Genomic DNA, 25,414 nt, shown 5'->3' on the forward strand with positions numbered 1-25,414 from the left:
AGATCACCTGATTTCCGGGTACAACAAGCTGCTGTCCCCATATGAATAGAACCTATATTCTGCCGCGATAGCGTGCGCGTAGGCCGCTTTCATTGTCTCCAGCCCAGCGAAGGCCGAAACCAGCATAAAGAGCGTTGATTTCGGCAGGTGGAAGTTGGTCATCAGCAGATCCACGCCCTTGAAGTGGTAGCCAGGCGTGATGAAGATGTCGGTGTCTGCCGAAAATGGATGAATGATTCCATCTTCCGCGGCGGCACTTTCAAGAAGCCGAAGCGACGTGGTGCCCACGGCGACTATGCGACCACCTTTGGCACGGGCCTCATTCAGAGCTGTAGCGACTTCGGGCGTGATTTCACCCCACTCGCTGTGCATCTTATGATCTTCCGTGCGGTCGGCCTTAACTGGCAGGAAGGTTCCGGCCCCTACATGGAGGGTTACCGTTTGGCGTTGCACGCCTTTGGCATCTAGGGCCGTGAGCAATTCTGGGGTGAAATGGAGGCCAGCTGTCGGCGCCGCTACTGCGCCGTCCTCGCGGGCAAAGACAGTCTGGTAGTCTGACTTGTCACGTTCATCCACCCCTCGCTGCGAAGCAATATAGGGAGGCAGAGGCATGACACCATGAGTTTCAAGGGCTGCGGTCATTGCCGCAGGGTCTACATCGAACTTGAGGGTTCGTTCGCCGTCTTCGCCAACATGGATCACTTCCGCTTGGAGGCCTGCGAAATCCAGCATATCGCCGAGCCGACATTTTTTGGCGTTCTTGGCAAACACCCGCCAGGTGGTGGCGTCTTCGCGTTTATGCAGGGTCACTTCAATCTTGGCTTCGCCGCGCTTGCCAGTCAGGCGCCCGGGAATTACGCGGGTATCGTTCGTAACCAATACATCTTTGTCTGTCAGCCGGTCCACTAGGTTTTTGACACCCTCGTCTATGAGTTTGCCATTGTCGACAATAAGCATACGGGCCGCATCGCGCGGCTCTACGGGCCTAAGTGCGATCCGGTCTTTCGGCAGGTCAAAATCGAAAACGTCTACATCCATGGAGCGGGCTTTTATCGGAACTTGGCGGAAAGGACAAGCGGCAACAAAAAAGGCACCCCAAAGAGGTGCCTTCTAAAGAGTGCGGATCTAACGCGCCCTATTCTTCAACGTCCGCTGCAACCTGCATTCGAACGATCTTGCTTGGATTGGCCGGTGGCTCGCCGCGATTGAGCATATCCACATGTTCCATGCCTGCGACAACCCGGCCCCAGGCGGTGTATTCGCCATCAAGGAATGCCGAGCGATTGAAACAGATGAAGAACTGGCTATCTGCACTATCTGGGGATGCGGCCCGCGCCATGGATACTGTCCCGCGCAGGTGCGGCAGGTCATTAAACTCTGCGGGGATGTTCTGGCCGGAACCGCCAACGCCGGTCCCCAACGGGTCGCCGCCCTGAGCCATGAAGCCTTCAATGACACGGTGGAACACAAGGCCGTCATAGAAGCCGTCGCGCACCAATTGCTTGATGCGCTCCACGTGTTTTGGGGCCTTGTCCGGGCGCATGGCGATCACCACGCGGCCAGTTTCCAAATCAAGATAAAGGGTATTTTCCTTATCCAGTTCCATTGCATTAGAGTCGTTCATGAAGCCCACCATCATTGCTAGTAAAATCAGAATTCGTTTCATTTTAGATACTTCTGTTCGCTGAAACCTTGACCATTAGGCCCGCTTTGACTCAGCGACACGTTTAACCACGGCCGCTGCAACGTCTGCAGGTACAAAGCTCTTGATATTGCCGCCATAGCGCGCCACTTCTTTCACGAGACGTGACGCAATGGTCTGGTACCGGGGGTCGGCCATCAGGAAGACGGTCTCGATATCAGGATTTATCTGATAGTTCATGCCAGTCATCTGGAATTCATACTCAAAATCCGCTACGGCGCGCAGGCCACGAATGATGATGGAGGCATTCACCCGCTCTGCAAAGTGCATCAGCAGCTCATCGAACTGCACCACTTCAAACTCCACGGCTGCAGCTTCTGCCATTGGCCTCGCACCGGCATCAACCATTGCCACTCGTTCTTCCAGTGTAAATAACGGATCTTTACTAGGATTGGTGGCCACACCAATAACCATTTTGTCGACAAGGCGCAGGCCGCGCTTGATAATGTCGAGGTGCCCGTTAGTGATTGGATCGAACGTGCCAGGATATACGCCTATACGCTGTTTTGTCACAGCTACTCCCCAAGAAAAAGTCTTGCAATATGGTTGCTTGCCAGCAACATTCCCGAAACTGCCCCAAAAAACAAGGGCCAAGTGCCATTTAGAGCACAATCGTACGCTGTCGAGGAAGATTTTGCCATGGCTCTGCCCGTTGACCCGCTTCTTTTCTGGCTATTTCTTGGCGCTGTGACGCTGCTGGTGCTGACACCTGGGCCGATTGTAAGCCTGATAATCGCCGAAACCTTGAATGAAAGCCCGAAACATGGCCTTGCGGTTGTGGCAGGCGCCGAAGTGGTTGGCATCATTATGCTGTCGGTCTATCTGCTTGGGTTTTCAGCGATTATCGAGTTCCTGTCGGACGATGTTCTCAGTGCGGTGCGCTATGGCGGCGCAGCATATCTGGCCTATTTGGCATTCAAATCGTTCCGCAAAAGCGATGTAGGCGCTGACCCGAAGAAAATTGTGGTCGAACGCACGCCCGGAAAGGCCTTCACGGCGGCGATTGCGGTTGCGGCGACCAATCCAAAAGCCATTTTGTTTTTTGCGGCTTTTTTCCCACAGTTTATATCGCCTGACTTGCCGGTGATGCCGCAATTGATCACTCTGTCTGTCGCGTTTGCTATCCTTGCCCCGTTTCTGGACTGTATCTGGGTTTTGGCAGCCACTGGGGCGCGAGAGGTACTGAAGCGCAAGGGTTCAGTTTCCCTGATAAGCAAGATTTCAGGCACGATCCTGGCGGTAGGAGCTTGTGCGCTTCTCCTGATCAATAGTTAAACGCCCGATCCTCCATGTGAAGACCGGGCGTTAATAAATTGATCTAGATGAATAATGTCTTATTCAGCCTCAGGTTCTTCAGGCGCTTCTGTGGCACCTGACTCAGCCTCAGTACCCTCGACTTCAGCCGTGCCATCAGCGCCTTCTTCAACGTCTTCATCCTCTTCAGATTCCTGAAGTTTGGCTACCGACACAATCGTTTCACCATCAGCCACCTTGAAGAGTGTCACCCCCTTGGTGTTCCGCGAGGCAATTCGAACATCATGAACCGGCGTACGGATCAGCTTGCCATGGTCGGTAACCATCATAATCTGCTCGTCGTCGGTAATCGGCGATGCCATCACAACGTCACCGATCTGTTTCCGCAGGCGCTCATCAGAAGGCACATTCCAAATGCCCTGACCACCACGACCGGTCAGACGGTATTCATGGCTTGAGGTGCGTTTACCAAAGCCCTGGTTAGTCACGGTAAGAATAAACTGCTCTGTGGCCTGCAGTTCCGCCATCCTTTCGTCTGAAAGCGTTTGCTCGCCGGGCTCGGTCTTCCACGGCGCTGCCTTAAGATACGCATCGCGTTCTTCAGTCGTGGCATCTGTGCCGTTGATCACCTTCATCGATACGACTTCGTCACCCTTACCGAACTTCATGCCGCGAACACCGGTGGATGTCCGGCCCGCGAACAGGCGAACGTCTGTTGCCTTGAAGCGGATCGCGCGGCCTTTTTTGGCCGCCAGAAGCACGTGGTCGTCTTCAGTGCAGACATCCACACCGATCAGCTTGTCATCGTCATCTGAGAACCGGATAGCAATCTTACCGTTCGACATAACATTGGAGAAGTCGGAAAGTTTGTTGCGCCGAACATTGCCAAAGGCTGTCGCGAACATGACCTGCAGCTCGCCCCAGGTATCTTCATCCTCTGGAAGCGGAAGAATTGTCGCGATGGTTTCGCCCTGCTTCAGTGGGAGCAGGTTGATCACCGGCTTACCTTTCGACTGCGGGTTACCAAGCGGCAGCTTCCACACCTTCATTTTGTATACCTGGCCGAGGTTCGAGAAGAACAGCACCGGCGTGTGGGTATCGGCAACGAAGACGGTGGAAAGGAAATCCTCATCCTTCGTCTGCATGCCGGAGCGCCCTTTCCCGCCGCGGCGCTGAGCCCGGTATGTGGCCAGCGGTACGCGTTTGATGTAACCGCTCTGTGTAACTGTTACGACCATATCTTCGCGTGCGATCAGGTCTTCATCATCGAAGCCTGTGATGGCGTTCATATCGATCTCAGTGCGTCGGTCGTCGCCAAATTCCGCACGAACCGCTTCAAGCTCACCGCGCAGCACTTCGTAAAGCTTCACGCGGGACTGAAGGATTTCGAGATATTCGCGGATCTTCAGTGCCAGTTCTTCCAGCTCTCCGCCGATTTCGTCGCGACCGAGGGCGGTCAGGCGGTGCAGGCGGAGGTCAAGAATCGCCTTGATCTGAGCTTCAGACAGCTGGTAGGTGCCATCATCGTTCAGGTGGCTCATCTCGTTGATCAGCTCAAGATACGGCAGGATTTCTGTTGCGTCCCATTTGCGGGCTGCTAGGGCCTCGCGTGCAGCAGCAGGCGACGGTGCTGTTCGGATTGTCGCCACTACTTCATCAATGTTGGCAACCGCTGTCACAAGGCCGAGCATGATGTGCGCGCGGTCGCGTGCCTTGCCCAGTTCGAATTTGGTGCGGCGGGTGATTACTTCCTCGCGGAAGTCGATAAAGGCCTGCAGCACACGCTTGAGCGAAAGTTGCTCTGGCCTGCCCCCATCCAGCGCCAGCATATTGATGCCGAAGCTGGTTTGAACCGGGGTGAAACGGTACAGCTGGTTCAGGATTACATCTGCCACGCCGTCGCGCTTCAGCTCAACCACCACTCGTACACCGTCGCGGTCGGATTCGTCCCGGATATCCGAAATGCCCTCAATGCGTTTCTGCTGAACGCATTCGGCGATCTTTTCGATCATCGAGGATTTGTTCACCTGGAACGGGATCTCGGTGATCACGATGGCCCAGCGGTCCTTGCGGATCTCCTCAACATGGGTGCGGCTGCGGATTGTGATAGAGCCCTTGCCGGTTTCATAAGCCTGGCGAATGCCGCCAACGCCCATGATAATGCCGCCCGTAGGGAAATCGGGGCCCTTGATGTGTTCCATCAAGCCCATTGCGTCGATGTCCGGATTGTCGATCACGGCAAAAACACCGTCGATCACTTCCCGCAGGCTGTGCGGCGGAATGTTTGTCGCCATACCTACCGCAATACCGGTGCCACCATTTACCAGCAGGTTCGGGAAGCGGGCGGGCAGAACAATCGGTTCGTGCTCGCTTTCGTCATAGTTAGGCTGGAAGTTCACGGTATCCTTGTCGATATCCGCAAGGATCATCGAGGAAACCTTGTCCATCCGGGCTTCGGTGTACCGCATGGCCGCCGCGCTATCGCCGTCCATGGAGCCAAAGTTACCCTGGCCGTCCACAAGAGGCGCGCGCATGGAGAAGTCCTGCGCCATCCGCACCAAGGCGTCATAAATCGCGCTATCGCCGTGCGGGTGGTATTTACCCATCACGTCACCAACGATACGTGCCGACTTGCGGAATGGCTTGTTCCATTCATAGCCTTGTTCGTGCATGGAGAAGAGAATCCGGCGGTGTACCGGCTTCAGGCCGTCCCGCACGTCCGGCAGTGCCCTCGATACAATTACGCTCATAGCGTAATCGAGGTATGATGCCTTCATCTCATCTTCGATGGTGATTGGCTGGATATCCCGCTCTTCCGGCGTAATGGGTGTGTTGTCGCTCACCAGCTTCAGCCCCTTGATTATGCAGCGCTAATAAAAGCAGCCGCGGTCCCCGAAACAAATATAAACTCAAATATATAGTCAGCCCACCGACAGGTACCCCCGATATATGGTGTGGCCGGACAGACTTGTCTAACAAGTAAGAGCCCCATGTGCAAGGCGCGAAGCCGCCTTTTCCACAGGCTTTTTATCCCAGAAACAATTTTCGTAATAATTGGGCTGGACGGACAGGAAAACAGTCGCTAAAAAGCGTCCCTGTTTTCGACTTATCACCATCTGGGCAGGTGGCAGAGCGGTTGAATGCACCGGTCTTGAAAACCGGCAAGGGTGCAAGCCCTTCGTGGGTTCGAATCCCACCCTGCCCGCCAATAAAAAGGTCACCCCATGGGTGGCCTTTTTTTGTTCTGATCCTCATTATTCTGACGCATTTATTCAGCCGATGTTCAGGCGCGCCTGACATAATGGCGTCATACAGCAACCGATGAAGGTAAGGTCATGAAGAAGACAACGATGACAACAAGCCTGATTATGGGCGTGGCAGCCAGCCTTTCTGGCCCAGCAGCCGATGCGGCCAGCCAAGAGGAAATCTGCAGCTATTATGGGAATGTGGGTGCTGCAGCGATAGACTTTCTGATGCCACTTAAGTTTTCAGAAGTTGTTGAAATGGTTTCCGGCAAGAACAAGGAGTTGCTGGAAGGCATGGCCAAGGCCGTGGAACGAAAAGGCAACCCTGAGGTCAAGGCCTCTATCAACAATATGGGTGATGGGTCGCTTGAACTGATGGGTGAAGCGGCGGGGCTACACGGCTTCCAGTTGGTTATGACGGGCCAGGCTACCAGCGGGCAGGAAGTCTTCGGCATTCTCACCAGCCGCTGTATGCAGTCGGGCCCCAATAATATCATCGAGGCCCAGCGCCGAGCTAGGGCACTGCAGCAGCCCTCCAATTGATTGATCAGCTGGTTAACCTGCTTTTGACCCGTTGGAGCCATGCCTGAACGGCGGGCCGGGTTTCAAGGCTAAATCCGCCCTCTTCCGCGAACTGGGTATAGGCTACGAGTGCGACATCCGCGAGCGACAAGGTGTCACCGAGCAGATAATCTTGCTGACTAAGCTGGAGTTCCATCCGGTCAAGCGCGGCATCGCCCTTGCTGACCAGAGTCTGATCGATCTCGGATCGCGGAACACCTTTAAGGGCCACCAGGAAGCGGACCACAGCAATCGCTGGCTCATGGCTGTATTGTTCCCAGAAAAGCCATTCATCCATCTTGGCCTGCTGCCAGTCGTCGGAGGGAATCAGGCCGCTATCACGCGCTAGATATCTTATGATAGCGTTCGATTGTGACAGTATCCGACCATCATCAAACACGACCGTCGGAATCTGGCCGGCTGGATTAATAGCCAGAAAGTCTGGCGTGCGGGTGAAACCTGACAGGACATCAACCTCCTCCCATTCATATGGCATTTTCAGATAGTCACAGACGTACTTTACCTTCAGGCAGTTGCCGGATCGGCTATCACCGTAAACTTTCATTGATTCCTCCTGTCGTTAGGTGGCTATAGATTACCAGCCGAAAGGCAACGGCTAACGCGATATTTCCCCTTGCCTTTATTAAGCTCAGCTATATGCACAAATTTTGTGCAATCGATATTTTTTGTGCATAAATTGTCGCCAGCAATTTTCATAAAGAAGCTGAAACCGTTGCTATACTTATATTTCAAGAACTGGCACGGAACCTGCTGATAGAGCTCCCGAACGAGACCAACCATAGGGAGTTGTCATGAAATACATCATCGCGATCATTAAGCCGCACCGGCTTGATCCAGTTCGGGATGCCCTGGCTGAAATCGGCATCAACGGTATGACCGTTACCGAAGTCCAGGGCTATGGGCGCCAGCGCGGCCAGAAAGAAATTTATCGTGGTGCCGAATATGAAGTTCATTTTCTGCCCAAAGTAAAACTCGAGGTCGCCACCGACGACGCTGTAGCGGCGCAAGCCATCGAGGCCATCCAGCAAAGCGGTCACACTGGCCAAATCGGCGACGGCAAGATTTTCGTGCTCGACCTCAATCAGGTGATCCGTATCCGGACCGGCGAAACAGACTCGGCTGCGCTTTAAGGGAGTATTATCAATGTTTGAAAAATCGACACTCAAAAAGCTGGCCCTAGTTGGCCTCGGTGCGACGCTGATGACCGTTCCCGCAAGGGCCGAAGTCACTGGCGAGACCGCCTTTATCTTTAATACACTTCTGTTCCTGATCGGCGGCTTCCTGGTTATGTGGATGGCAGCCGGCTTCGCTATGCTTGAAGCGGGCCTAGTTCGCTCCAAGAATGTTGCGGAAATCTGCCTCAAGAATGTTACGCTATATGCGCTGGCGAGCCTGATGTGGATGCTGATGGGTTATAACCTGATGTATTCAGGCGTCGACGGTGGCTATTTCGGCACCTTCTTCTCGCTCTGGTCGCCTGACGACGCAGCCGCATTGGCAGAAGGTGCACAACATGACCCATCAGGTTATGCTGCCGGTTCAGACTTCTTCTTCCAGATGGTGTTCGTTGCCACCACAGCTTCGATCGTCTCTGGTACGGTTGCTGAGCGCATCAAGCTCTTTCCGTTCCTGATCTTCACGGCTGTTCTGGCGGGTATCATCTATCCGATCCAGGGTTCCTGGGAATGGGGCGGCGGCTGGCTGAACTCCGAAGGGTTTGCAAGTGCATTCGGTGCGGAGTTCTCTGATTTCGCGGGTTCAACCCTCGTTCACTCTGCTGGCGGTTGGGCGGCTCTTGTTGGCGCCATCATCCTCGGCCCACGTCTTGGTCGCTATTCGGCTGAAGGTAAGGTTCGCCCGATGCCTGGCTCCAGCCTGCCGCTCGCTACTCTGGGCACCTTCATTCTTTGGCTCGGCTGGTTCGGCTTTAACGGTGCGTCTCAGCTCGCTCTCGGCACAGCTGGCGACAGCATCGCGGTATCCAACATCTTTGTTAATACCAACATGGCAGCTGCCGGCGGTGCTATTGCCGCAATGCTGACCACCAAGCTGGTCTACAAGAAGGTTGACCTTTCCATGGTGCTGAACGGTGCGCTTGCTGGTCTGGTTTCCATCACGGCAGAGCCACTGACGCCAGAGCCATGGTCTGCATCGCTGATTGGTGCCTTCGGTGGCGTATTGGTGGTGTTTGCCGTGCCATTCTTCGACAAGCTCAAGATCGATGATGTTGTCGGTGCGGTGTCCGTTCACCTCGTTTGCGGCATTTGGGGGACGCTTGCGGTCGCCCTGACCAACTCAGACACTACGTTCCTGGCTCAGTTGATGGGTGTTCTTGCAATCGGTGCTTTCGTTGTGATCGCAAGCGGCATCGTCTGGTACGCACTCAAGCTCACCATCGGCATTCGTCTTGACGAATCTGACGAGGAACTGGGCACAGACCTCGCTGAACTGGGCCTCGAGGCCTACCCAGAGTTCGGCAAAGGCTCGCAGAAGCTTAGCTTCTAAGGCCTTAAACTCTTTAACCTCGGAGCCCTTCTCTCCCTGGTAACCTTGGCAGTCGCGGGATTTCGCGGCTGCCTTTTTTATACCGACTTTATTGACAATATTGTCATTACTATTGCTAGGCGTGGGATTCTTTACTAGACTTCCTCGTCTATAAATGTGCGGGATGATGGAGGGATGTATCCGATGGCACTGGACCCAATTTACGCGGCAGCACTTGAAGATTGTTCCTGGGATGTGCCCCAGGACTATGACGCCTTGTTCAACTGGAATTATAGCGACGAGCGGAAAGATCTGCTTGGGCTCTATAACAAAGGCAAGAGCATGCAGTGGGATACGGAATCCCGCATCGACTGGTCGCACGAACTGGACCCGGACGACCCTCTAGGCATTCCTATTGAGCTGTTTCCGCTCTATGGCGCTGACTTCTTTATGAAGATGTCCCGTAAGGAACAAGGCGAGGCACGCCGGCACCAGGCAGCCTGGAGCAACAGCCAGTTCCTGCATGGCGAACAAGGCGCGCTGATTTGCAGCGCCAAAATCGTGACAAACGTCCCGGATATGGAAGCCAAATTCTATGCATCCACCCAGGTGATGGATGAAGCGCGCCATGTGGAGACATACAAGAAACTGGTTGAAAAAATCGGCCTTGCCTACCCAATCACCGGCCCGCTGAAGACACTTCTGGATCAAGTATTGCGCGACAGCCGTTGGGATATGACCTACCTGGGAATGCAAGTGGTGATCGAAGGGTTGGCACTTGCTGCATTTTCCAACATCCGTGATCACAGCACAGATCCTTTGGCCTCGGCCGTGAACGCCTATGTCATGCAAGATGAAGCGCGGCATGTAGCTTTTGGGCGCCTGGCCCTTCGCGATTACTACCCAGAGCTGACACAGGCTGAGCGGGACGAACGAGAAGAATTTCTGATCGAGGCTTGCTACCTGATGCGCGACCGGTTCCAGAACAAAGAAGTTTGGGAAAACCTCGGTTTTCCGATGAAGGAATGCCTTGAATTCCTGGAGAACAGCCAGGGTATGCAAATGTTCCGCACCAATCTGTTCAGCCGTATTGTGCCCGTGGTAAAAGATATAGGCTTGTGGGGTGACAAGATTCAGCACGCTTACGGCCAGATGGGTATCCTGGGCTTTGCCAACATCGATATCGACGCCATGCAGGCGAATGACATGGCTGTGGCGGATGAACATGATGCGCGCCGGAAGCATGTTGAAGAAACGATCGCTGCTGGAAAATCGGCCGCCGAGTAAAATATCAGCTGAAATTTGGCAATAAGAAACCCAGAGGGCGATGGGGGTAAGCCCTCTGGGTTAGGTAACGTCCGGCCAAGGCCGAATTAGTCGTTACAGATATATAATACAGTAGGCTTTCGGCCTTTTCCAAGACAAATATTTCATCGATCATTCAATAGCTTGGCGGGGATTTATTCCTGACCAAATGGGCAGGTTGACTGAACTCGAAAAAAATGAAGCAAAATACAACCTTACGGCTGCCAGAAAATAACAATCCTCAATTTGAACTAGAAACAATATTCATCTTCTGCCTATTGTATTTTTCATGATCAGAAGCGAAAAAAAATCCTCTTATTGGCGCAACAAGCTCAACCATTTGCGTCAGGACCTCGAATCTCTCAATCAGGATGCTCTTGAAGGTCGTCAGGCCGTTGAGCTTGACCAGTCGCGCGTAGGCCGCCTGTCGCGCATGGATGCCTTGCAAAGCCAGGCCATGAATAATGCCATTGCGGAACGTCGTCAGGCCACCCTGCTACGCATAGAAGCGGCTCTGGCCCGCCTGAACGAAGACGAATATGGATATTGCCTGGTTTGTGGCGATGAAATTCCGGAAAAACGGTTGGAGCTCGACCCTACCGTCAGTACGTGCACTAGCTGCACTAAATAGCGGCCTCAACCTTCACTTACATCCTGGTGGGCCATATCCCAGACGCCAAATTCGTGATTGATGCTCCATTCGATCAAATGGCGATAGATATCCTCGATGTAGGATTGGTTACCGGACTGCTGCTCTGCCACTGATTTGGCTTTAGAGACCACGTCCTCAACACGCCAGTTATCGCGAACAGCGCTCCGATTGGGTTTGATATGACCAGCTTGTGCAATATACTGCAGGCGTTCCAGGAGGAGCGGCACGATCAAACGGTCGACCCGGTCGATCTCTTCTCGCACTTCAGCCATTGTCTTGCACTGTTTCACTGCGTTTCCTTCACTATTGAATGCTTCCGCCGGGCCTTCGGCAAAGCTTCCATAGACGCCTCGACCGGTTCATTCAAGGGTACATTTTGTCTCGAGGGATGGATGTTATCGCTGCATGATATCGCGAGGCAGATGGTCAAACATCAAAAGGGCTGCCTGCTCTTGCTTTGTAAGACGTGGCAATAGATCGAAAGCGATACGCATGGTCTCGAAGCCGGATTGATCCGTCGCGCCGCCGGCAATGACCGTTGCTGCTTTTTTTTGGCCCGATAGAGCGTAAACAAAGGCAAGCGAGCGTTTGCCAGAAGACACACCGCCGGGCGTATCCATGGTTTTCTGCAAAAGTGCGACAGCCGTTTCAAACTCGCCTTCCAGTGCGAATGAAAGCGCCATGTTGCGGATTGCTGCCGGATGGCTGGGCGCCAAGGCCAGCGCACGATCCAACAGCAGTCTGGCGCGTCGCGCGTTCCCAGTAACTTGTGCTAGCTGGCCGGCAAGGATCAATTGCGTCAGGTCATTGGTTTCTGTCGTCACCACCTCGGATAGCGTTTTATCGGCGAGGCTGTAGTCAGCCCGCATGATGGCCACATCAACTTGGGTTAGCTTCAGTTCAGTGGTGCTAGGATAGCGACGTGCAAGGTCATCCAGAATAGCCTGTGCCTGATTTAAGCGGCCGGTTTTTGCCAAGACCCTAGAGATACCAAGGTTAGCCGACATCAAATTCGGGTCAGCCGCTGCCGCTTGAGTGAAGAGATTGTAAGCACCTTCAAGATTGCCTGCGCGCTCAAACCCTTCTGCAACAGTAACAAGCCCTGCCGGGTTTTCGCTTGCTAAGGTGTTGCGCGCCCGTGCGGACACAGGCCCTTCGCCGTGGTTCACTCTTTTTTCTGGGCCTGATGCGGCACAAGCCGCCAGAAGCAATAAAGGTATAAATTTGATTCGGTTGGATAAAATTTTAGACATTTTGCCCCCGGTTTTGGCCTTGCGTGACCGAAAATAGCAGACCCTATGCCTTTAAAAAGCACTGAATCGTCGAATATTTGCTGTCCGGCATCATTTCATGTATAGTCTTAATCGCTGAGAAAGCGCGTGTCATGGGTATTCACGCGTAGTTGGAGCAGAAAAAATGGACATTCAAGGAACAGCCAATACCAACGCTGCCGCGATTGCGGGGCAAGGTCGGTCTGGGGCGCTTGAGTCTGCTGCCACCGAACGCAAAAGTGCGGAAGATTCCGAAATTGAACGGAAAGAAATTGAACCTTCCGATACTGGCGCTGGCGTTGGCGAAAAGGTAGACATACAAGCGTAGTTTAGGCAGAACGCCGGACTTCTATTGAAAATGGTAATGAGCCTGCAATTGATTTTGCGGGCTTTTAGTGCATCCGATAAATCAGGGTCAATTTAGCGCAGGTATCCGTCTAATCGGTACTTAACCCCAGAACTGGTATTTCATAAGCGCCAAAAGCTTCCTGGCGTTTCCGGGAAGGCGTTCATCCAATGACATCAAATCGTCCCCTACCCGCTTGGCCGCCCTTAGCTCCAATTCAGTCAGCGGAACCAGCCCAAGAACAGTCCGGAGCGCTGCGTCCCGACGGGCATCGGGCAGCGCGTCACGCAGGTTCGCGATATCACTCTCCAATGACGCCAACAGTTTTCGAACCGTGGGCAGGACTGCACTGACCATATTCTCTGCCTGTTGGGCTGGCCTGCCAGCAGCATCGCTCAGCAAGCTCTGCCAATCACTTGAAGGGGTTGCGAGTTCATGTGGCAATGCCCGAACTGTCCCCATCAGGCTCCAGGCCCTGCCCGCGGCTTGTGCCAGATCAAGTTGGCTAGCGCCTGCATCCGCATTCAGGATGAGCAGCATAGCTGCATTAAGCACTCCACCCGTGCCGTCTGCGTGCTTCCGGATACTGGCAAGGGTCACCTGTTCGCCGCCAAAATCATCAGACCAGGTATCGATGATGGCATCCAGATGACGCCTGATCGCCAAAAAGTCATGGATTTCATGCGCCAGGGCCTCAACGACTGGATGCGCGCGCGGCGTGCCTGCAGCAATACCTTCCAGTGCTTCCCGCCACCACTGCAGCCGGATTTCGCCAAGCATGGCTTCGCTTACGACGGCTCGGGTCTTGCTGACCTCCTGATTGAAGGCAATCAGGGCCCAGATACCGGGACGTTTGTTCGCGGACGCCAGCAAGCTGATATAATATCGTTCGGGATCATGTTCCCGCGCCTGTTGCCGGCAATAGTCGATGTTTTGCAGCTGGTTTTTCATGGCGCGCACCATGGCCCCAGTGTCCGGCATTTGCAACAGAATTTGCCCGTATTGTTGACGGCGGCGCCTACGCCCTTGGCCGGGCACACTATTGTTTTCTTGTTAAACCTATACTCAAACGGTAGGATTTAGCCGGGACGACTTTTAAATTGCTCGAGAAAAAGGGGAGCTAGGAAATGGGAAAGATTCTCGAATCTCTGCAAAATACAGTGATCGCGGGCTTTGTGCTTCTGATCATCGTTATTGCTGTAATGACTAAAGGATTTGCCGGCGTTGACTTTGACCCGGCCTTCTTCGCACGCTATATCCACGTGCTCGCAGGTGTTATGTGGATCGGCCTGCTTTGGTATTTCAACTTCGTTCAAATACCGACGATGCCGTCAATTCCGGACGAGCAGAAACCAGCCATTGGCAAGCATATTGCGCCGAAAGCTCTTTGGTGGTTCCGTTGGGGGGCCATGTTCACACTGCTTAGTGGCCTTTGGCTGGCGTCTGAGAACGGCTATATCGTTGATGCCCTGACATTGGCCGAAGGCGCACGGTCTATCGGTATTGGCATGTGGATGGCGATCATCATGTGGTTCAACGTCTGGTTCGTGATCTGGCCAAACCAGAAGATTGCGCTAGGCATTGTCGAAGCCGATGCTGACGCCAAACCAGCCGCAGCCCGTAAGGCGATGCTTTTCAGCCGCACGAACACTCTGCTGTCTATCCCGATGCTTTATTGCATGGTTAGTGGCCAAAATGGTGGCGCAGGTTGGTAAGTCATCCGCACCAATCAGTTACAGAAAAGGGCCGGAATACCGGCCCTTTTTTTTGTTTATCGCTGTAGGTTATTCGCCTATTCAGCCGCCTTCTTCGCTTGCGCAGCCACGAGGTTCTCAGCTGCAAAGGACCAGTTCACAAGGCTTGAAAGGAAGGTTGCGATATAATCTGGGCGACGGTTCTGGAAGTCCAGATAGTAAGCATGTTCCCAGACATCCATGGTCAGCAATGGCGTTTGGCCGTCTGTCAGCGGGCATTCAGCGTTCAGCGTTTTAACAACCTTCAGGCTGCCGTCTTTATCAAGAACAAGCCACGCCCAGCCTGACCCGAACTGGGTAGCGCCAGCGGTCTTGAAAGCGTCAACAAAGGCATCGAAGCTACCGAAGTCAGCATCGATCTTGTCAGCAAGTGCACCTTCAGGTTTGCCGCCACCGTTTGGCGCCATGGAATGCCAATAGAAAGTATGGTTCCAGATTTGGGCTGCATTGTTGAAAATGCCAGCTTTAGACGCATCGCCTGCCGTTGCCACCATGATGTCTTCGAGGCTCTTACCTTCAAATTCGGTGCCCGCCACCAGGTTGTTCAAGTTTGTGACATAGGCATTGTGGTGTTTGCCATGGTGGAAACCAAGGGTCTCAGCCGAAATATGCGGCTCAAGGGCGTCCTGTGCATATGGCAGTGCGGGAAGTTCAAAGCTCATGGGGAGATACCTCTTTGGTAAGAATTACGTTAAAACATAAAGAGTTGCATGGCTTAGCTAATGCAAACCAAGCCCCATTTCAATGGCTGTGGAGTGAATTTTTCTTTACGGATAGGGGTGATCGGCTTGTTCGCCGCCGGCATCCTTTTCATGCTGCACGGCCAGAAGACGATAATGCTCGGCCATGCTGCGGTTTTTGGCAATTTCAGCCGCCGTAAGCTTGCGCATGAACTTGGCAGGTGATCCCGCCCAAAGTTCCCCGCACCGCACGACCTTTCCGGGTGTCAGCATGGCGCCAGCTGCCAGCATGCCGTCACTTTCGATGACGGCATTATCCATGACAATGGCGCCCATGCCGACAAACGCATTATCCATAAGGGTACATCCATGCAGCATGGCCTTATGGGCCACCAGAACATCCCGGCCTATGGTTGTTGGGTATGTACGTGTGGAGACATGCACTACAGTACCGTCCTGGATGTTGCTGCGCGCACCAACGCGGATCTGGTTTACGTCGCCTCGCAGGACACAGTTGTGCCAAATGCTTGCGCCCTCGCCGATCTCCACGTCGCCGACGATTTGAGCGCCATGAAAAACAAAGCTGCCAGCCCCAAGAACGGGCCACTTGCCTTTAAAAGGCGTCAGGCGCCCACTCAAATGAGTGTCGCGGTATAGCGGCGTCTCTAGTGCGTCTCCCATCGCTATTGCCCTATGGAAACATTGGCGCTTGCATCAGGCCTGTGGTTTCATCCAGGCCCAGCATCAGGTTCATATTCTGGATGGCCTGCCCCGATGAGCCTTTTACCAGGTTGTCTATGGCTGACACCACGATTGCCCGGCCTGGGATGCGGTCGTGAAAAACATTAAGGACACACCTGTTCGAGCCGCGCACCATGCGTGTTGCAGGCACCGTATCGTCTGCAAGCACGGATACGAACGGCTCATCAGCGTATGTTGACGCCAACTGGTCCTTGAGGTCTTTTGCTGTCGCGCCATCCTTAAGGCGAACATAGATGGTTTCCAATTCGCCCCTGTTCATGGGGACAAGATGTGGCGTGAAGCTGATGCGCACGTCTTCGCCAGCTGCCAGCGTCAGTTCCTGCTCGATCTCCGGCATATGACGGTGGTGCCCGACGCCGTATGGGTGCATGGCTTCGGCGACTTCGACAAACAGATTACCTTCCTTGAGGGAACGCCCTGCCCCGGAAACGCCAGACTTGGCATCAATAATGATATCCGTGCCAGAGATTTGGCCGCTTTTCAAAAGCGGAATAAGCGCGAGCAACGCTGCCGTCGGGTAGCAGCCGGGACAAGCCACCAGGTGGGCCTTACGCACAGCCTCGCGGTTAATCTCAGGCAGGCCATAGATGGCTTTGGGCTGCAGGTCCGGTGCTGTATGCTCGCGTCCATACCACTGTGCATAGACTGAAGTGTCGCGCAAACGGAAGTCAGCGGACAGGTCAACAACCTTCACTTCACCGGGAATAGTATCCGCCAAGTCACCTGTTGTCTCAATCACCATTTCGTCCAGCAGACTATGGCCCGTCGCATGCAGGAGACCTTTGATCACCTCCTGACTGGTCGCGTGTGGTAGGGCGCAGAAAACCACATCAAGCTCAACTGCTGGCCATTCCACTTCATCAAGACCGATCAGGTCAGGCAGGTCATATCCGGCAAGGTGCGGAAAGACATCGCCGATGGGCATTCCAGCTTTTCGCTCAGCTGTCATCAATGCGATTTCAACATTTGGATGCGTCAACAACAGACGCACAAGATCAGCACCTGTGTACCCGCTGGCGCCTAGAATACCGACCCGGAATTTACGTGTGTCAGACATAGCGAAGCCTTTGTTCGATATTTTGATAGAAAAATGCCATGTCCTATTTTGCGACATGGCATTCCATAAGTCATTGAATTTCTATGGCCAACACAGGAAGATTTTTATCCTGCCTGCGTAAGTGGCCCTAAACTTATATGTCAGGCGGCAACTCTGCGATCGCTTCTTCAAGCTCGATAAAGCCTGGCATATGCTGGCTCGGAACATTGCGACGCCCAATTTCCACTGAAATTTGCGGCGGGTTACCCTGCAGATGAGACACCAGCACAATCTTGATCAGATTCATGAACTGGCCTTCTTCGTTGAGAATTTGACCCAGTCGGCCTGCAATTGGCGCCACCATCAGGTAAGATAGGAAAATCCCCAGGAATGTACCAACAAGGGCGCCGCCAACCATGCCGCCAAGAACCTCAACCGGCTCAGCAATGGCGCCCATGGTTTTCACAATACCAAGTACAGCGGCAACAATACCGATCGCAGGCAGACCATCTGCCATTGTTTGCAGTGCGTGCTGTGGCTCGTGCAGTTCGGCGTGATGCTTTTCAAGGTCCGCCGTCATAGCGTCTTCCATTTGCATTGGATCATCAAAGTTCATCGTCAGCATGCGGATATAGTCGCAGATGAACTCAACCACATGGTGGTCTTCAACGATTCGCGGGAAGTTCTGAAAGATTTTGGATTCTTCAGGGTTTTCGATATGGGCTTCAATTGCCACAACGCCCTTTGTTCGCATGGTTTTGCACAAAAGGAACAAGAGGCATAAAAGATCACGATAGTCTTCGGCTTTCCAATGAGGCCCCTTCATCACCTTGCCGATGCCCTTCAGGGAGCCACTGATGACACCGGTTGAGTTGGCGCTGATATAGGCACCGATTGCACCACCGAAAATGATCATCAACTCGAAGGGCAACGCCTTGAGGATAATGCCGAAGCTCCCGCCCGATAGAGCGAAGCCCCCAAACACCATCACAAGGACCACGATTAGACCGATGATAAGAAACATAGGGCGTGCCTGCCTTCTGTGGTTAACTAGCCTGTCGGGCGCGAAAACATTTCGCCCCCGTTTTTTCCATCTTTGCAGTTCCGCCAGTGTTGATCAATAGGCTTAACACACCTTTAATTTCCGCTATCGCCCTGAAAATTAATAAAAAAGCCGGACAATTCTGAACGGAGCCAGCCTATCAGGGCGTATCAATCGCCATATTTAACCGAACAACCATATGGCTGTGTTGAGTTTGGGGACACGTCATCTCCCGCTTTCAGCTGCTCCCAAGCCTGCAATGCATAGTTGGTCGCGCCATCAAGCGAGGACGTTCTTGCAGATGGCCTGTCGTCAATAGCGCCCATATATTGCAGGATGCCCTCTGCATCGATTAGAAACATCTGCGGTGTAGTTTTAGCCTTGTAAAGCTGCCCAATTTCACCAGATGGATCGAGAATCAGCATGTCATTGTATGTACCGCGTGCCTGGCTCAGTTGATCGGCCTCAGCCGCACTGACATAACCCTGCTTGCCGGGGGCAGAAGAAATGATAGATATCCAAATCACGCCGTCTTCTGTCAGGGCACGCTGGCTCCGCTGCATATTGCCGCTGCCATAGTGCTTGCGCACATAGGGGCAATCATGGTTGGTCCATTCAAGCATAACCGGTTTACCGCGCAGATCAGAAAGAGTCACTGTTTCCCCGTTTGTGAGCCGCCCAGTGAAATCCGGCGCGGGCTTACCTGGAGCTGGGCCGTCTGCACATGCCGCAGAGGCTAATCCGAGCGCAATCAGAATTGTGACGAAGAGTTTCATAATCAGTCTCCCTACTGTCAGTCAGTCTTACCGTTGAGGAGCTTCGCTATGCTATTAGGAGCCAGGATTTCTGGCAAAACTAACGGCTGATTAGCTCCAGCCTCATAATAGAGGTACAGCGGCACGCCCGCCCTGCCATGGCTGGCCAATACGGTGGCGATTTCCTCGTTCCTGTTGGTCCAGTCGCCTTTCATCACTGCGGTCCCTGTCTCGCGGAAAGCTGCCTGGGCGTCATCAGTTAGGATGGCTATCCGTTCATTAACCTTGCAGGTGATACACCAATCCGCCGTGAAATAGACGAATACTGGCTTCCCTTCCTTCAGCAGCGTGTCAAGCGCAGCACCGCTATAGGGTATCTCTTCAACATAACCTTCCTCAGGGGAATGGCTCGGCTCCTGCCAGGGTTCAGATACGATTCCGTATAGTGCCAGGGCTGCAAAGCCCCAGGCCAAGAGGCGAATTGAGAGTCTTCCTGCTGCCTGCTTGCCTATCCAGATAGCGAAAACAACGCCTATGAGCGCCGCAACAAGCACCAACATGGCCACGGCTCCGGCTTCCCGGGTGAATACATAGAGTAGCCATGCGGCAGTCAGATACATGGGAAATGCCAATCCCTCCTTGACCTTCTCCATCCAAGGGCCGGGCCTTGGCATGATGCGCGCCAAAGCAGGACTGTATGACAGCACAAGGAACGGCAGCGCCAAACCAAGGGCCAGGAAGCTGAAGACCATCAAGACGATCAGGACTGGCTGTGTCAGTGCAAAACCAATCGCGGGGGCCATGAACGGAGCTGTACAAGGCGTAGCCACCAGGGCCGCAAGAACGCCTTTAAAGAAAGCGCCGCGAACCCCTTCTCGCGCGGCAAGCGTTTGTCCCGCGCCTTCGATGCCGAATTGAATGTTGAACATGCCAGAAAGCGATAGCGCCACGACAAGCATCAAAAGCGTCAATAGGCCAACGAAAACAGGTTCCTGTAGTTGGAAGCCCCAACCAACAGCTGTTCCTCCTGCCCTCAATACCAGCAGCGCGGCTACTATGATCATGAAGCTCAGCCAGATACCGAGGGTATAGGCCCAGCCTTCCTTCTGCCTGTTGGCTGCTGTTTTATAGTTGGCCGAAACGAAAGCAAATGCTTTCAGTGACAGGATGGGAAATACGCACGGCATCAGGTTCAGTATCAATCCACCCACAAGGGCGAATAATGCGGCTTCCCAAAGGGGAAGTGCAGGCACGGTCGCACTCTGTTGGGCTTCTGTTTCCTGAGCCATTTGGAGCAACGGCTGCAGGCTATACGCTGCCTTGCTCCCATCTGCTGTTGTCAGCATCAAAACCCCTGCCGCAGTCGTAATTTCAGGGGCGCCTGAAGGCCGTTGCGCCTGTATGATGAGACCATCTTCGGCCAGATCGACTGTTTGCGGGGCCGCATAATCAAGAATGCCGACACTTTCGGGGAAGAAATACGCGTCTGTCACTTCTGCGGCCTCTTCAGGCCCCATATAGACCGTCAGAGTTGACGATGAGCTTGAAACCGTCAGGTCTGAGCTCCAGAAGCTTGGATCCGGGAGCGCGGCCCTTGCTGCCTTAAAAATGGCGGATGCATCATTGTCTGCAACGGTCGGCCCCACGGGAAGGTCAAGTTTGATATCCGCGATCTGTGGTACACACTCAACTTCGCAGATAAGCCATTCAGCTTCGAGCGCCACGTGGAAACTGTCACCGGATGTCGGCGCTGTTGCCGGAATGAGCAGGCTGACGGGCGTGTCATATCCATAATTTACCAAATGGCCAAGTGGCAGGCGTTTCGGGGTTGGGAACATGGCTGCACCTACCGTGGCATTGTCGGCAGGCTGCCAGTCAAATACAGGTCTTGCCCCACTGTCCCCAGCGTTTTTCCAATAGCTGTGCCATCCGCTGCGAGGCGTGATTGTAACAGCCAACCAGAAGGGTTGCCCTGGTGCCACTGATGCCATGTCGCTCTCGATTGACAGGTCACTGTGGCTTGCTTCCACTCGCGCAAGCTCTTTTGCGTGGGCCGCTGCGCTCAGCAACGCCAAACTACAGATAATCAGTCCATGGAAAAAACGCTTCACAGTGCTGCCCTTCTTGAGCCGTTGGCCCGAAAGTTTGGTCTCTAGACTATCGCCATATAACACGCTGCGTCGGGTTCGCACCTCACATGTTTGTCAATGCGCTGTCAGCCCTTGTGGCATAATTGCGATCATACGGAAGTCATTCACGTTAGTCATCGTTGGTTCTACGGTAAAACTGCTGTCCAGGATTTTGAAATATTGCAGGCTGTCATTTTCCGCCAACATGGCCTCTGGTACCACAGCCTTTTCAATCGCTAATTTGCGGCTCTGCGGCGTGCTGATGCCCCCCGCAGCCCCACCGACACCGTCCATACCGTCCGTGTCAGCAGCAAACGCATACAGCCCATCATCCGAGCCGAATGCAGCTGCCAACGCCAATACATACTCCTGGTTTGGGCCGCCCTGCCCGGCGCCGCGCACTGTAGCTGTTAGCTCCCCGCCGGACAAAAGTAAGATCGGCTTGTCCATATTTTTTTCGAGATGGGAGCGCGCAATTGCGGCATGTTTTTCAGCAACATCCTTTGCCTCTCCAACTACATCATTCCCAATATTTCGCACATCAAAGCCCAACGCCTCGGCATAGTTCTCTGCCGCCTTAAGCATGTCGCCAGCCTTGGCGACAATTTGAAAGCTGCTTCTATTGCTCTCCACAAAGGCACAGTCATCCGCCCAGCTGCGTGGCCGCTCCAGGCCGTATCGATCCAGGATTTCTTGCGCATCCTGCCATAAGGATGTGTCCGCCTGGGTTGGTCCGGACGCAATCAGGCCAGGATCATCGCCGACGACATCTGATATCGCGAGCGTCACAATATGACCAGCGTTGACAGCGGCAGCGGCCAAGCGGCCACCCTTTATAGCCGACAGGTGCTTGCGCACAGTGTTTAATTCCGAAATATCGGCACCTGCCCGCAAAAGGCTTGAAATCAGCTGTTTCTTTGTTTCAAGTGTTATCCCGTCCGATGGCAAGCATGCAAGAGATGAGCCGCCACCTGACAGAAGCACCAGCAAAAGTTCATCGGGCTTGGTGTCGGCTGCAACCTTCAGTGCACGCTCAGCCGCGGCAACACTGCGCTCATCGGGAATGGGATGGGCGCTTTCGATTACGTCTACACGGTCACACTGCACGCCATAGCCTTCGCGACAAACGGCAATGCCGGTTATTGCGACATCTGGCCAGCATTGTTCAACCGTACGGGCCATGGCCGCGGCGCCTTTGCCCAAGGCAATAAGTTTCACGGCGCGATAGGCCGTTGGGTCCGGAAGGAACGGAGGCAGGCAGTTTTTTGGCAAGACAGGCCTGATGGCAGCCGAAAAAGTGCTGGCGCAAAAGGCCTGCCAATCGTCTGCTATGTCAGTCTTCACCTGCGGCTGTCCGCTCAAACGCCCCCATAGAGCCTGGGAACACCACTGGGCTTTCAAGGCCGTCGTTGGCGACGGATGCAACACCGAAGAAATAGTTATCGATAACGATGTTTTCCAGTGTATGCGAGCGCACGTCTGGACCCACGAAATGGCTCCAGCGCCACTGTGCGTCAGTGGTCAGCCGCCAGTAAATCTTGAAGCCCCGCAGATTGGCCCTTTCGCGCTCATCCCCCGGCACATCCCATTTGATCGTCGTGGATGGCGACACTGCGCCTTCAAGCGTCACATCGCTTGGAAATGGCGGTGCACCAGCCATGGATGCCAGGGTCACAACATTCAGGGCCGTCAACTTCGCGGCATAATCAAAGTCTACACCGTCCAGCGTATCACCATACCGGATGCCATTCTCAGTGCGGAGATCCTGGTGCTGGCGATTGTAGTTTTCATTGGTTTCCATGATACGGACACCCGGCCAACCAGCCTCATTGAATGGCCTGTGATGGCCGCCGCGACGGAAACGGTCCAGGCGGTAGACCATCATTACATCCAGGTTCGGGATATAGGTGTCTGCAAGGCGGTCAACCAGTCGCGCAATGTTACGGCTTGGACTATCCACCTCTCCGCCCCAGAAGCGACGCTGGCGGGCTTCTTCTGACGTTTCGGTCACACGTGTCCCTTCAGAGAAAACCCGTGCCGTTGTGTTGTTGATAACGCCATTCACACCCTCGATGTTGCCGATCATGTCATTGTTCAGAACACCCATCAGGCGCCAGCCCTTTTCCTTGATGTGGCTTGCAAGGATTGCACCGCCAAACAGGCCCTGCTCCTCGCCCGAAAGGCCTGCATAGACGATCGTGCCGGGGAATTTGGTCTGGCACAGGACCCGAGCGGCTTCCATTGTGCCGGCCATGCCGGAGGCATTGTCGTTAGCGCCGGGGGAATCGCTTGTGCCGTCAAGCGGGTCAGATACACGGTTGTCGATATCGCCGGACATCATCACAACGCGGTTTGGATCAAGGATGCCTTTTTGCACGGCGATCACATTCACAACTTCCGTCGGGTTGGGGATCCGGGCGCCCGTGACCACATCGGAAATGGTATAGACCTCCAGGTCAGCGACGCATCCTTCGGCAATACGCTTGAATTCGGCTTCGATCCAGCGACGGGCCGCGCCGATGCCGCGCGTTTCAGATGTTGTGTCCGAAAGGGTATGACGCGTCCCAAAGCTGACCAGCTTCGTAATATCTGCTTCGATCCGATCGGCAGACACATCGGCCACCATCTTGTGAAGCCGCTGAACCTCACCCTGTGGGCCTTCGTGATGCTCTGCTCCGGCTGTAGCCGTAAGTAACAAGGCGGCGCCAGCGGCAATCCCGTATTTTGCGCGTTTCATATATCCCTCCGGTTTCTTTATCTTTAGCGCGATATCTTGGCGTATGATTCTCGGTCCATATCAATCGCGTTTGCACTGATGGATTTTGCAGATGGCACGAGTGCCGCAAACCCATTTATCAGTGCTTCATTCAGGGCTTTCTTGGTCGGCTGATCCCGCCCGGAAAGCAAGTAGCAGGTAATATGCAGCGTCGGTGCTGGTTTTCCAGCCACAAGGGCGTGATCGACCGGAAAAAGTCTGACCTTGATGTCCGACTCGTCGAACAGGCCCGATGCCATTGAGATGTCATGAGCTGCCGCGAGCAGGCTGTCCGGACCGGCTTCATCTTCAAGGTCCCGGCTATATTCGACGATTAAGTGCGGCATTGAGAAACTCCAAAAAAAGAAACTTGGCTGGATGCTAATGCGAGCAGCTCTCTTTTAAAAGATTACTGCTGTTCAATGGATTTCTTTTTTTGAAAAAACTCGTAATAGTTTTACACTTGCACGTGAAGTGACCGGAGCGCCCATTGACGCGGCCCTGCAAGGTAAGAAGGGGACTTTTTGATGAAGATACTTGTGGCACTAACATTGACCTTCGCAGTCCCACCTGACTATAGCACGCCAGAGCTTGAAAAAGCATTAGATCAAGTGCCTAGTATTGCGGACCTGTGCGGCGCTGTGCCAACTGCGCCAGCGAAAGTGCGCGGCGGTTCAATCCACCAACCTGTGCGCCGTGAAGTCAGAAGTTTCATCATTGAGACCAACGCTTGGCTCGATTGTGCGGCTGAAAAATATGTGCAAATCCAGCGCCTTGTGGACGGCATGACGGACAGCAGGCAACGCTCTGTTCTTGTGGATCACTTAAACGCGGATTTCCAACAATACTACGGTAAGCTGAACATGCAGACCAAGCTGTTGGCCGAGCGGGTAAACTACCGGCTGAGCTGGCAGTACCGCCCTATCAGGCCAGAAGTGCCCCGTTCCCAAGCTGGAAAAAGCAATAGCAAGGCCAATGTGCTCCTGCGCAAAGCAAGAAGACTGACGGAGCATTCCGACATCAACCGGATCATCCATAATCCAAGGCCAGGTTTGCTTCAATGGGAAGAGATACCAGCGCTGCAGTTTGAAAGTTGAACGCCGGTAACAGAAAAAGCGAAGGCCAGCATTTGCTGGCCTTCTTTATTCCTTATTCTTTCACCGTGATGGTTATCCGCCTGGAGAAAACCGGAGGATTATGAGGAATATGGTTCATATCTCCCAGCAACAGTTGCAGAGTATGATTGCCGGGTGCCAGGTTGATCGTTACCTCTGTCTGGCCGCCACCAAAATGAATATGATTTTCGTCTGCCGGGATATTTTCGTCCAGTGGCGGCAACCCCGTATCAATAAGTAGGTGGTGGTGGCCGGTGTTTGCTTTGTCAGTACCTGCCGGGGCAACCCCCATGCCTTTTAAGCCAAACACTACGGTAACAGGGCTTGTCACCACAGCGCCGTCTGTTGGGCTGATAATATATGCCTGTGCTTTATCGTCTGCGCCTGCCAGGTCGGCCGACCAAACGGAAACGAATAGCCCAAGCAATACGGTTAGATGGCGACAACTCATCTCGAAATCTCCCTTGATGTAACTCTGAGGCACTATCTCACAGCCGACTTGCTCCGGCCACAATGTTTATACGCAAAAACATAGCAAGTTGATC

27 protein-coding genes and 1 tRNA gene are annotated in these 25,414 nt (G+C 53.8%); 10 read left to right on the top strand and 18 right to left on the bottom strand.

What is annotated here, in order from left to right; translation table 11 throughout:
• Window positions 1-3 precede the first annotated feature (3 nt).
• The 3 genes from queA to coaD all read right to left on the bottom strand — a co-directional run bounded on the left by queA (window position 4) and on the right by coaD (window position 2,215).
• Window positions 4-1,038: a tRNA preQ1(34) S-adenosylmethionine ribosyltransferase-isomerase QueA gene (gene queA, locus ACFO5Q_RS10085; protein ID WP_068146050.1), complete on the bottom strand. Its 1,035-nt coding sequence runs from the start codon at window positions 1,036-1,038 to the stop codon at window positions 4-6.
• A gap of 97 nt (window positions 1,039-1,135) precedes the next feature.
• Window positions 1,136-1,624: a peptidylprolyl isomerase gene (locus ACFO5Q_RS10090; protein WP_231727165.1), complete on the bottom strand. Its 489-nt coding sequence runs from the start codon at window positions 1,622-1,624 to the stop codon at window positions 1,136-1,138.
• Between the two features lie 75 nt (window positions 1,625-1,699).
• Window positions 1,700-2,215, bottom strand: a complete 516-nt coding sequence (gene coaD / locus ACFO5Q_RS10095) for a pantetheine-phosphate adenylyltransferase (RefSeq protein WP_068146044.1) — start codon at window positions 2,213-2,215, stop codon at window positions 1,700-1,702.
• 126 nt (window positions 2,216-2,341) lie between these two features.
• Between coaD and ACFO5Q_RS10100 the strand changes: the two genes are divergently transcribed.
• Complete coding sequence (locus tag ACFO5Q_RS10100; RefSeq protein WP_068146040.1) at window positions 2,342-2,977, top strand: LysE family translocator; 636 nt, start codon at window positions 2,342-2,344, stop codon at window positions 2,975-2,977.
• 59 nt (window positions 2,978-3,036) lie between these two features.
• On the opposite strand, the gene gyrA is transcribed toward ACFO5Q_RS10100, so the two are convergent.
• On the bottom strand, window positions 3,037-5,799 hold the full coding sequence (gyrA, locus tag ACFO5Q_RS10105; protein WP_068146037.1) for a DNA gyrase subunit A: 2,763 nt from the start codon (window positions 5,797-5,799) through the stop codon (window positions 3,037-3,039).
• 275 nt (window positions 5,800-6,074) lie between these two features.
• On the opposite strand from gyrA, the gene ACFO5Q_RS10110 reads away from it, so the two are divergent.
• Together ACFO5Q_RS10110 and ACFO5Q_RS10115 are read left to right on the top strand one after the other, a co-directional pair.
• A tRNA-Ser gene (locus tag ACFO5Q_RS10110) sits at window positions 6,075-6,164 on the top strand.
• Between the two features lie 127 nt (window positions 6,165-6,291).
• On the top strand, window positions 6,292-6,744 hold the full coding sequence (locus ACFO5Q_RS10115) for a hypothetical protein (protein ID WP_068146034.1): 453 nt from the start codon (window positions 6,292-6,294) through the stop codon (window positions 6,742-6,744).
• A gap of 4 nt (window positions 6,745-6,748) precedes the next feature.
• On the opposite strand, the gene ACFO5Q_RS10120 is transcribed toward ACFO5Q_RS10115, so the two are convergent.
• Window positions 6,749-7,327 carry a glutathione S-transferase family protein gene (locus ACFO5Q_RS10120; RefSeq protein ID WP_068146031.1) on the bottom strand — a complete coding sequence of 193 codons (579 nt, stop codon included), beginning with the start codon at window positions 7,325-7,327 and terminating at the stop codon, window positions 6,749-6,751.
• A gap of 247 nt (window positions 7,328-7,574) precedes the next feature.
• Here ACFO5Q_RS10120 and ACFO5Q_RS10125 point away from each other — a divergent pair, with 247 nt between their 5' ends.
• The 4 genes from ACFO5Q_RS10125 (at window position 7,575) to ACFO5Q_RS10140 (ending at window position 11,203) form a co-directional block, all read left to right on the top strand.
• The gene (locus tag ACFO5Q_RS10125) at window positions 7,575-7,913 is read left to right on the top strand and encodes a P-II family nitrogen regulator (protein ID WP_068146026.1); all 339 of its coding nucleotides are present in this window, start codon (window positions 7,575-7,577) and stop codon (window positions 7,911-7,913) included.
• Window positions 7,914-7,926: 13 nt separating this feature from the next.
• Window positions 7,927-9,288: an ammonium transporter family protein gene (locus tag ACFO5Q_RS10130; RefSeq protein WP_068146023.1), complete on the top strand. Its 1,362-nt coding sequence runs from the start codon at window positions 7,927-7,929 to the stop codon at window positions 9,286-9,288.
• Between the two features lie 183 nt (window positions 9,289-9,471).
• Complete coding sequence (locus tag ACFO5Q_RS10135) at window positions 9,472-10,554, top strand: ferritin-like domain-containing protein (protein WP_068146019.1); 1,083 nt, start codon at window positions 9,472-9,474, stop codon at window positions 10,552-10,554.
• A 307-nt stretch (window positions 10,555-10,861) separates the two neighbouring features.
• Window positions 10,862-11,203, top strand: a complete 342-nt coding sequence (locus ACFO5Q_RS10140) for a TraR/DksA family transcriptional regulator (protein WP_068146016.1) — start codon at window positions 10,862-10,864, stop codon at window positions 11,201-11,203.
• Between the two features lie 5 nt (window positions 11,204-11,208).
• Here ACFO5Q_RS10140 and ACFO5Q_RS10145 read toward each other — a convergent pair whose 3' ends face one another.
• Complete coding sequence (locus ACFO5Q_RS10145) at window positions 11,209-11,514, bottom strand: chorismate mutase (protein ID WP_068146012.1); 306 nt, start codon at window positions 11,512-11,514, stop codon at window positions 11,209-11,211.
• 105 nt (window positions 11,515-11,619) lie between these two features.
• Window positions 11,620-12,477, bottom strand: coding sequence for a tetratricopeptide repeat protein (locus ACFO5Q_RS10150; protein WP_082719785.1), 858 nt, complete (start codon window positions 12,475-12,477; stop codon window positions 11,620-11,622).
• A 163-nt stretch (window positions 12,478-12,640) separates the two neighbouring features.
• On the opposite strand from ACFO5Q_RS10150, the gene ACFO5Q_RS10155 reads away from it, so the two are divergent.
• Complete coding sequence (locus ACFO5Q_RS10155) at window positions 12,641-12,823, top strand: hypothetical protein (RefSeq protein ID WP_068146006.1); 183 nt, start codon at window positions 12,641-12,643, stop codon at window positions 12,821-12,823.
• Between the two features lie 120 nt (window positions 12,824-12,943).
• Here ACFO5Q_RS10155 and ACFO5Q_RS10160 read toward each other — a convergent pair whose 3' ends face one another.
• Window positions 12,944-13,792: a squalene/phytoene synthase family protein gene (locus tag ACFO5Q_RS10160; protein ID WP_380084348.1), complete on the bottom strand. Its 849-nt coding sequence runs from the start codon at window positions 13,790-13,792 to the stop codon at window positions 12,944-12,946.
• A 176-nt stretch (window positions 13,793-13,968) separates the two neighbouring features.
• On the opposite strand from ACFO5Q_RS10160, the gene ACFO5Q_RS10165 reads away from it, so the two are divergent.
• A complete protein-coding gene (locus ACFO5Q_RS10165) occupies window positions 13,969-14,556 on the top strand; it encodes a urate hydroxylase PuuD (protein ID WP_068145999.1) in 588 nt (195 codons plus the stop codon).
• 77 nt (window positions 14,557-14,633) lie between these two features.
• Here ACFO5Q_RS10165 and ACFO5Q_RS10170 read toward each other — a convergent pair whose 3' ends face one another.
• The 9 genes from ACFO5Q_RS10170 to ACFO5Q_RS10210 form a co-directional block, all read right to left on the bottom strand.
• Window positions 14,634-15,257: a superoxide dismutase gene (locus tag ACFO5Q_RS10170; RefSeq protein ID WP_068145996.1), complete on the bottom strand. Its 624-nt coding sequence runs from the start codon at window positions 15,255-15,257 to the stop codon at window positions 14,634-14,636.
• A 105-nt stretch (window positions 15,258-15,362) separates the two neighbouring features.
• Entirely contained in the window at window positions 15,363-15,956 is a 594-nt protein-coding gene (locus ACFO5Q_RS10175) for a gamma carbonic anhydrase family protein (protein WP_082719784.1), read from the bottom strand.
• 10 nt (window positions 15,957-15,966) lie between these two features.
• Window positions 15,967-17,094, bottom strand: a complete 1,128-nt coding sequence (gene argC, locus ACFO5Q_RS10180) for an N-acetyl-gamma-glutamyl-phosphate reductase (RefSeq protein ID WP_068145994.1) — start codon at window positions 17,092-17,094, stop codon at window positions 15,967-15,969.
• Window positions 17,095-17,227: 133 nt separating this feature from the next.
• A complete protein-coding gene (motA, locus tag ACFO5Q_RS10185) occupies window positions 17,228-18,097 on the bottom strand; it encodes a flagellar motor stator protein MotA (RefSeq protein ID WP_068145991.1) in 870 nt (289 codons plus the stop codon).
• Between the two features lie 188 nt (window positions 18,098-18,285).
• Window positions 18,286-18,891: a redoxin domain-containing protein gene (locus ACFO5Q_RS10190; RefSeq protein ID WP_068145989.1), complete on the bottom strand. Its 606-nt coding sequence runs from the start codon at window positions 18,889-18,891 to the stop codon at window positions 18,286-18,288.
• A 17-nt stretch (window positions 18,892-18,908) separates the two neighbouring features.
• The gene (locus ACFO5Q_RS10195) at window positions 18,909-20,981 is read right to left on the bottom strand and encodes a protein-disulfide reductase DsbD family protein (RefSeq protein WP_068145986.1); all 2,073 of its coding nucleotides are present in this window, start codon (window positions 20,979-20,981) and stop codon (window positions 18,909-18,911) included.
• A 93-nt stretch (window positions 20,982-21,074) separates the two neighbouring features.
• Entirely contained in the window at window positions 21,075-22,343 is a 1,269-nt protein-coding gene (locus ACFO5Q_RS10200; protein ID WP_156431911.1) for a glycerate kinase type-2 family protein, read from the bottom strand.
• Window positions 22,333-23,736, bottom strand: a complete 1,404-nt coding sequence (locus tag ACFO5Q_RS10205) for a M28 family metallopeptidase (RefSeq protein WP_068145981.1) — start codon at window positions 23,734-23,736, stop codon at window positions 22,333-22,335. Before ACFO5Q_RS10205 ends, ACFO5Q_RS10200 begins: the two co-directional genes overlap by 11 nt.
• A 23-nt stretch (window positions 23,737-23,759) precedes the next feature.
• Complete coding sequence (locus ACFO5Q_RS10210; RefSeq protein WP_068145977.1) at window positions 23,760-24,101, bottom strand: 5-carboxymethyl-2-hydroxymuconate Delta-isomerase; 342 nt, start codon at window positions 24,099-24,101, stop codon at window positions 23,760-23,762.
• A gap of 177 nt (window positions 24,102-24,278) precedes the next feature.
• Between ACFO5Q_RS10210 and ACFO5Q_RS10215 the strand changes: the two genes are divergently transcribed.
• Window positions 24,279-24,851, top strand: coding sequence for a hypothetical protein (locus tag ACFO5Q_RS10215; RefSeq protein WP_156431910.1), 573 nt, complete (start codon window positions 24,279-24,281; stop codon window positions 24,849-24,851).
• Between the two features lie 52 nt (window positions 24,852-24,903).
• On the opposite strand, the gene ACFO5Q_RS10220 is transcribed toward ACFO5Q_RS10215, so the two are convergent.
• The gene (locus ACFO5Q_RS10220; RefSeq protein ID WP_068145971.1) at window positions 24,904-25,320 is read right to left on the bottom strand and encodes a DUF4399 domain-containing protein; all 417 of its coding nucleotides are present in this window, start codon (window positions 25,318-25,320) and stop codon (window positions 24,904-24,906) included.
• Window positions 25,321-25,414: the final 94 nt, after the last annotated feature.

It is taken from the genome of Kordiimonas lipolytica, from assembly GCF_042651265.1.
GTDB lineage: Bacteria > Pseudomonadota > Alphaproteobacteria > Sphingomonadales > Kordiimonadaceae > Kordiimonas > Kordiimonas lipolytica.

Coding starts and splice junctions, on each gene's coding strand:
- queA (WP_068146050.1), bottom strand. CDS start 1,038: ATGGATGTAGACGTTTTCGATTTTGACCTGCCGAAAGACCGGATCGCA.
- ACFO5Q_RS10090 (WP_231727165.1), bottom strand. CDS start 1,624: ATGAACGACTCTAATGCAATGGAACTGGATAAGGAAAATACCCTTTAT.
- ACFO5Q_RS10100 (WP_068146040.1), top strand. CDS start 2,342: ATGGCTCTGCCCGTTGACCCGCTTCTTTTCTGGCTATTTCTTGGCGCT.
- ACFO5Q_RS10115 (WP_068146034.1), top strand. CDS start 6,292: ATGAAGAAGACAACGATGACAACAAGCCTGATTATGGGCGTGGCAGCC.
- ACFO5Q_RS10120 (WP_068146031.1), bottom strand. CDS start 7,327: ATGAAAGTTTACGGTGATAGCCGATCCGGCAACTGCCTGAAGGTAAAG.
- ACFO5Q_RS10125 (WP_068146026.1), top strand. CDS start 7,575: ATGAAATACATCATCGCGATCATTAAGCCGCACCGGCTTGATCCAGTT.
- ACFO5Q_RS10130 (WP_068146023.1), top strand. CDS start 7,927: ATGTTTGAAAAATCGACACTCAAAAAGCTGGCCCTAGTTGGCCTCGGT.
- ACFO5Q_RS10135 (WP_068146019.1), top strand. CDS start 9,472: ATGGCACTGGACCCAATTTACGCGGCAGCACTTGAAGATTGTTCCTGG.
- ACFO5Q_RS10140 (WP_068146016.1), top strand. CDS start 10,862: ATGATCAGAAGCGAAAAAAAATCCTCTTATTGGCGCAACAAGCTCAAC.
- ACFO5Q_RS10150 (WP_082719785.1), bottom strand. CDS start 12,477: ATGTCTAAAATTTTATCCAACCGAATCAAATTTATACCTTTATTGCTT.
- ACFO5Q_RS10155 (WP_068146006.1), top strand. CDS start 12,641: ATGGACATTCAAGGAACAGCCAATACCAACGCTGCCGCGATTGCGGGG.
- ACFO5Q_RS10160 (WP_380084348.1), bottom strand. CDS start 13,792: ATGAAAAACCAGCTGCAAAACATCGACTATTGCCGGCAACAGGCGCGG.
- ACFO5Q_RS10165 (WP_068145999.1), top strand. CDS start 13,969: ATGGGAAAGATTCTCGAATCTCTGCAAAATACAGTGATCGCGGGCTTT.
- ACFO5Q_RS10170 (WP_068145996.1), bottom strand. CDS start 15,257: ATGAGCTTTGAACTTCCCGCACTGCCATATGCACAGGACGCCCTTGAG.
- ACFO5Q_RS10175 (WP_082719784.1), bottom strand. CDS start 15,956: ATGGGAGACGCACTAGAGACGCCGCTATACCGCGACACTCATTTGAGT.
- argC (WP_068145994.1), bottom strand. CDS start 17,094: ATGTCTGACACACGTAAATTCCGGGTCGGTATTCTAGGCGCCAGCGGG.
- motA (WP_068145991.1), bottom strand. CDS start 18,097: ATGTTTCTTATCATCGGTCTAATCGTGGTCCTTGTGATGGTGTTTGGG.
- ACFO5Q_RS10190 (WP_068145989.1), bottom strand. CDS start 18,891: ATGAAACTCTTCGTCACAATTCTGATTGCGCTCGGATTAGCCTCTGCG.
- ACFO5Q_RS10205 (WP_068145981.1), bottom strand. CDS start 23,736: ATGAAACGCGCAAAATACGGGATTGCCGCTGGCGCCGCCTTGTTACTT.
- ACFO5Q_RS10210 (WP_068145977.1), bottom strand. CDS start 24,101: ATGCCGCACTTAATCGTCGAATATAGCCGGGACCTTGAAGATGAAGCC.
- ACFO5Q_RS10220 (WP_068145971.1), bottom strand. CDS start 25,320: ATGAGTTGTCGCCATCTAACCGTATTGCTTGGGCTATTCGTTTCCGTT.